The sequence below is a fragment of the Shewanella sp. TB7-MNA-CIBAN-0143 genome, assembly GCF_040310065.1.
Taxonomy (GTDB): domain Bacteria; phylum Pseudomonadota; class Gammaproteobacteria; order Enterobacterales; family Shewanellaceae; genus Shewanella.
In genome coordinates this window covers 1-6,350 of record NZ_JBEOPL010000042.1, presented here as the reverse complement: position 1 = coordinate 6,350, position 6,350 = coordinate 1, and the positions used below count along the sequence as shown (strand labels likewise).

General features: G+C 42.3%; 1 protein-coding gene. It reads right to left on the bottom strand.

Annotation, left to right across the window (positions count from 1 at the left end):
- Window positions 1–6,020: SpvB/TcaC N-terminal domain-containing protein (locus AAEY97_RS20905; protein WP_351001232.1), on the bottom strand; the 6,020-nt coding region annotated here is incomplete at its 3' end.
- Between the last annotated feature and the right edge of the window lie 330 nt (window positions 6,021–6,350).

Genomic DNA, 6,350 nt, shown 5'->3' with positions numbered 1-6,350 from the left:
CCACTCATCGGGTTATTCAAAATATACGAATACGGGTTAGCGCTCTGGCTATTCTCTGGGAACTGCAAAAAAGGGTCAACACTTAAAAAACGGCCGATGTTGAAATCGTATATCCGCCCGTTCATGTGAATGAGCTCTTGGTCAATCAAATGCTCATGGTCTGTATAGCCTTTGGTGACACCTTGCCAATTAGTACCAGATAGTAATGCATTACCAGATGCAATGTCTCTTGGGCGACCAAACACATCATAACCACGGTGCTGTAATACTGCTCCGGTTTTGGCATCCATCAAGGTATCGACACTGCCTAAATGGTCGCGCAGTACATGCTGGAACGGTGATTGATTACCTAAGCTGCCCACATGGGCTTTCATCTTAATGGTGTGGTCACCAATGTAGGTTTTATCTACCGTACTGCTTAAGGTCACTTCACGCTCAAAACTGCCCACATAATACGTGGTCGATACCACACTACCACTTTGCTGTTTAACCTGTTTATAGCGGTTACCATTCGCATCGTAACTGAATGTACTTTTTACATTATTGCGGTCAACCGTTAACGGCTTATTTTGGTCGTTATAGCTTAATGTTACGCCATCGCCTGTGAGCCGGTTACCGTTATTGTCATAGGTGAAGGTTTTTGTACCACCACGGATAAACTGCCTAATGGCGTTAGGGCCTGCATTACCGCCAGCACCTTTGCCTACACTACCGTAGAGATACTGACTGCCGTAATCGCCTTTAACAAGGATATTACCTGCGGCATCATAGTCGTAATTAACCGCAGCATAGGTGATACCTTTGTACGTTTTAGTTGAGTCATCAACCCGCATGAGCTCGTCATAGTTGTAGCTTTCTTTGAACTGGGTAATCACATTGTGTTGAAAGGCTAAGTTACCCATTCCATCATAATCATAATTTAAGTATTGCACCCCGATAGTGCTGCACCCTCCAGAAGAACTGGTACAGATACTCGTCGGTGAACCGGCTAAATTACGGCTAAACTGTTGAACATAATGGTTACTGAACGTTTGTTGATTAATACTGCCAAAGGCGCTGTACTCATCGATTATGCGCAGTGATTGCTCGGAACCATCAGTAAAACGTTGGTAGTCTTCGATTAAATAACCATTGTCGTCAAAACGATAGGCCACATGCTCGCCGCTAGGATACTGCATGGCTTTGATACGGCCAAATTGCGTGTCATAGGCATATTTTTCAGTGAAGCTTAAGCTACCAATAGCCGTAACAGTTTGCTTAATGCGCCCAGCGGTATCATAGCTATGAGTTTGAATATTATCATAGACTTGAGCCCGATAGAGCTTACCGTTACCCACGACAGTATCATACACCCAACTTCTGGCTTGTTGCCCAGCCTGACTCGTTTGGCGGCCTGCTTTGTCATAGCTAAATGTGGTTGTAATATTGCGCGCATCTTTTTGGGTTATAAGCTCGCCATATTGATTATAAGTAAAATTCCACACCCCCATGTTTGGGTCGTTAAACCATGCCTTGCTGCCTAAATCATCATAGCGGGCGGTTATTTTACTGCCCAGCACATCTTGGATTAATACAGGCAAACCTGCGGCATTATAGGCAAAATAGCTTTTATTACCTTTTGCATCTGTAGTGCTTAATAACTGGCCGAGGCTGTTATAGGTGCGACTCATCGACGCATTTAACCCGCCAGAAACACTAATATTCGTCGTAATGCCATCGGCATAATCATATTCTGATTGGTAGCTGACCATGCCATCATCGTAAATCTTACGAGCGGGGCGCCCTAATGCGTCATAATCTTCAAATTGTGTCGTAATTTGGGTGCCGTAATCTTCTGTTGGCTTGGTTTCACTAACAATATTGCCTCTTGCGTCGTACGCGGTTTCGCTAGTGATTTCGCCTTCAAAACCATCTGATACCTGCTTTACAGGACGACCAAGACTATCGAAATAGGTAACGGCTTGTGGTTGACCATCTGCTTGCATGGTTTGCTTATAGGCATAGTTACCCGTTTCCCACTGTAGAGAAAGATAACTTGTGGGTTGAATAACAATATTGCCTTTGGTGACAGATGAGCTTTGCGGTGCGCCAATAAAGTTAACCTGATTGGTTGTCGTCACCCCATTCATATCAACAGATGTCAACACCTGACCGGTTAGCGGGTCGTAGGTATTGGTTGTCACTGCAACGCCCGGCCACTGGGCATTAAAGGTTTTGTAGGCAAAATAACCATCATTAGTCATAGCGACCTGATTGTACCTATCACCCACACTCACTTTGTTTGCATTACCGTACTTGTCATAGTTGCTATAGGTCGTAGTGGTGGCGACGCCTTGTAATGTACCCGTGCCTTCAATACGACTGCTAAGCAATGCTTTGACGCTTTGTTCATTACTGCCATACGTGTGCGTTGTTTTTTGGCTTGTTGCGGTATTAGCAGGGTTTAACACGACACTACCGTGAGCTGCTTTGTAGATAACCGATTGATTGGCGGTTGAGATTGTCGGCACTGACCAACCGGCTAAATCGGTATAATCCTGTGTACTGCTTTTATTATGCTCAATGGTGCTATCAACTGTTTTAGTTGATGATGAAGTGGTTTGGCAGAAGCGATTTTTAACTTGTGTGTTTGTCACCGTAGACACAATAGTGTTTGGATAGATAGATCTCGTTTCGCTCGTTGTCTTTTTGGGATAGAAACACCAACTACGACCAACGACTGCAATATATTCCGATTGGCTCGGGGACAGTTCGTCAACTCGGTATTCATTAAGAGTATTTTGTTGACCGTCTTTAACGGTTTTTTTCATAACGGTCCCTGACCAAGGGAAGGTTTGTGAAAAAACGGTTTGAGTCGTTAATGTATGTAGGTTTTGAGCATCAGTATTGGTTTCAATAATGTCACTAAAACCTTGAAAGCTTCGACCCGCGACATGGAAGCGAGCATTTTTATAATTATATTCCGTTTTGTTAACCCCATTTAGGCCATTATCTTCTTTTAACGTGGCAACAACTCGCATGGTGTTAGTGAAGTTAACATAAGGATATTGAGTCCCTACAGGGGAGCTATACCGATTTTTAAGTTGTGTGTAGCCAAGCTGTAATTTTTCCCCCATACCCGTTTTGATACTCTTAATTACAGTATCTTGAGTATCCACATGTGCAAAAAGAGTAAATCCGACGGGATAAGAGCTAGGCTTACCGCCTTGTTTAGAGCCATAAAACCAAGTGCGTTTTGTGGCGTCTGACTCAAACCCCATTCCGGTGACAAAATCAACTCTGCCGTCGCCAGTTAAATCGATAGGCGACAATGTAGCCAACGCCCCATAAATAGGTAACTGAACATTAGTAAAAGATTTGCCATCAGGATTGGTGAGTAGAACATTCCAGTACCAGACATCATAGTCATAAAATCTGGGAGCATCAGCTCCGTCCACAGCACCACAGGCTTCGTTAGTACTCCAGCTCCAACAGTCATACAGGTACTTTTTACGAGATACATCCGGATAAAGGATATCTTGACGTCCGTCACCATTATAATCGATAAATTGAATATAGTTTTCATAGACGTAACCACTCGGGCCACCATAAACAGGGTCTTTAGCAAAATTACCACCACTGACAGTCCATGCGAGTTCTTTTATCCCTGTATTAACAGGTGCTTCAAATAATCCATTGCCTTTATTGAAAATAATATAACGGGTGTAAAAACGGTCATTGCTGTTTACTTTGTTCAACGTCAAAATATCGCTGAGCCCATCGCCATTTAAATCAACCCAACGGCTCGGTTTAGAACGATGAACAGCGTCGACGTTAATGTTAAATGTGGTGTTTTTCTCCGTAAATGTGACAGCATTTGATGAGTTGAAGCCAATTTTGTACCATTTTAATGATTTATGGAATTGACTTGGCGCCAAATCCAATACACCGTCACCATCCACATCCATCGGAATAAGCGGTTCTTTGGCCTGTGCAGTAAAGCTGCCTTTGTAACTAAAACCAGCACCAGAGGCATTTCGCAGATAAGCTTTATAAGTAACAATATAGTTGCTAGAACCAGTCTGTTTATTCGTCGCGAGTAAGATATCTTTACGGCCGTCGCCATTGATATCAACCGCATGGCTTGAACAAAATTTATCGCCAATATCACGATAAATAGTGGTGTAACATGTCGCGCTAATAGCTGAATTGTAAGTGCTCTTAACACTACCGTTAATGTTAAAGCTGGTAAAAACTAATTGCGAAGCACTGTTAGTGTAGACAAAATCATCAGAGCCATCTAAATCGTAATCTATAGTGCCCGTAATAACGTTTGAACTTTTCTCATTTTCAGAAAGGACACCATCGCCATTGGCGTTTCCAGCCCATTGACGACTACTGATACCAGGCAGGCTTTGGTAAGTTATTTTGCTCCCAGTACGTGACAAATAAATACCATCCAATGGAATAGATAAATCAGCAACACCATCACCATCATAGTCAGCATCCTGTATCGCTTTTAATCCTACGGTATAGTTATCCGTAATACTTGATAGGGAGTGACTGGTTCGTAAGCTGTGTTGATATTGACGGTAAAACCAAGTGAATTCCGTTTTTAAACAATCGTTATTACTTGCATCACAATATTCCAAATTATCTAACACAACAGCATCATTAAAAGATGAGGTCGGAGCCTGGTAATTTAACAACCACATGGCTTTTTCTTGCCCTTCAATGTTCATTGAAATGTTCATTAATTGCCTATCATGAACACTATATCCACCCCATTGATAACTTTTAGAGCCAGGAATTGTCTTGTAGTCAAAGTGAATATGACGAGTCCCTAAAACACCTTTATGACCGGTATAATAGATATCAAGAAGATAACGATTTCCTGCAGATGCTTCATCATATTGATAACTGACTTCATTGCCGTGACTGTCACGGGTGGTATCTTGCAACCACGTTGAAGCTAAACTTAAACCAGCAGGAACAATGCGACTATTTGTGGATTGGCCAAAGATGTGTTGAGTGCCATTCACTTCAGAAGCGACAAAGTAAACACCACTGCTATTTAATGTTCCACCTAATTGCTGCACAATAACGGAGCCATCACGCTCGGTTTGATAGAAGGTGCCAGAGGAGCCATAGTTTCCAACAGAACCGCCAGCATTTGCTGCCACTGCCACTAAACGACTGCCGTTATAACAAATTTTATCTTCTGAACTAAAGGTACTATTAACTGTTGAACCATCTAAATCAAATATGTTTGAGCAACGGGAAATGCTCGAGTTGGCCGATAAACTCCAGCCCATTCCGGCAATTCCTTCACCAGATTGACTGCTGTAGTTTAGCGACAAGCTAGGTTGGACGCCCTTACGACCAGGGGCAATTGTCAAAGGCACTGAATAAGAAAAAGCACCGCCATCAACGCCGGCATTGCCTTTTATTTCACCCACTAAGTCGCTTTGTGCTGGTGAGGTTTGGCCGTTGGTTGAGTCTGGAATGGTTGAAATGTCAGCTAAAACCCCATTACTTGGACTGCCGCCACCAGAACTCACACTTCCAACTAAGACATTTGCACTATAGCGACCACATCCACTGCTATCACACACTTTAGCTCGATAGTAATAACCTGATTTTGTTTTCCCTGATAGTAATAATGTTCTTGAGCTTATCCAACCAGTACATATAGTTGGTCCTGGTCCAAGCACAAGATCAATAGCGCTAGGCTGGAGGGGAACCGTGGAAAAACTAGATGGGGTTGATACCCGGGAGACAACGCCACCGTCATAAGGATTCCCTAAACCATCGTAAACAGTTTGCCATGTCGTTCCATCTTGTGACTCTTGAATATTAGCTGAGGTTATGCTGCAACCCATTGACCAGTATAATTGCACTGATGAACCCGACTTAGTTCCAGTTAATGTAGGAGGTGACAGCAGTTCAAATATCGGTGCTGCATAAGCAGAAATGGAAAAGGAAGAGCTTAAAATGAGTAACAGATATAAACAAAACCGATACACAATAAGGTGTGGCATAACTAGTCCATTAGTAGTGAATTACATAAGAAGCTAAAAATGTACATAAAACACACAGCCATGTAAATGAATAGTTTCGTAAATGTTTTACTTTAGCATTTCTCTATATAGCTGAATAACTATCAAAAAACTCTCCGCATGCTGAAAAGCTACTTGTTTTATTTGTAATAAATGATATATGAGAGTGACTGGTGCAAAAATATCTTACTTGATTAGTTAATCTAATAAGCAACAACTGTTATCGCTAACAGTTGGATATTGATTAGCTTTTGCATAAGAAATGAAAGTAAGCCTAGCGCAATATAGCTTAGCCCTAAGATGCTTTGGGGC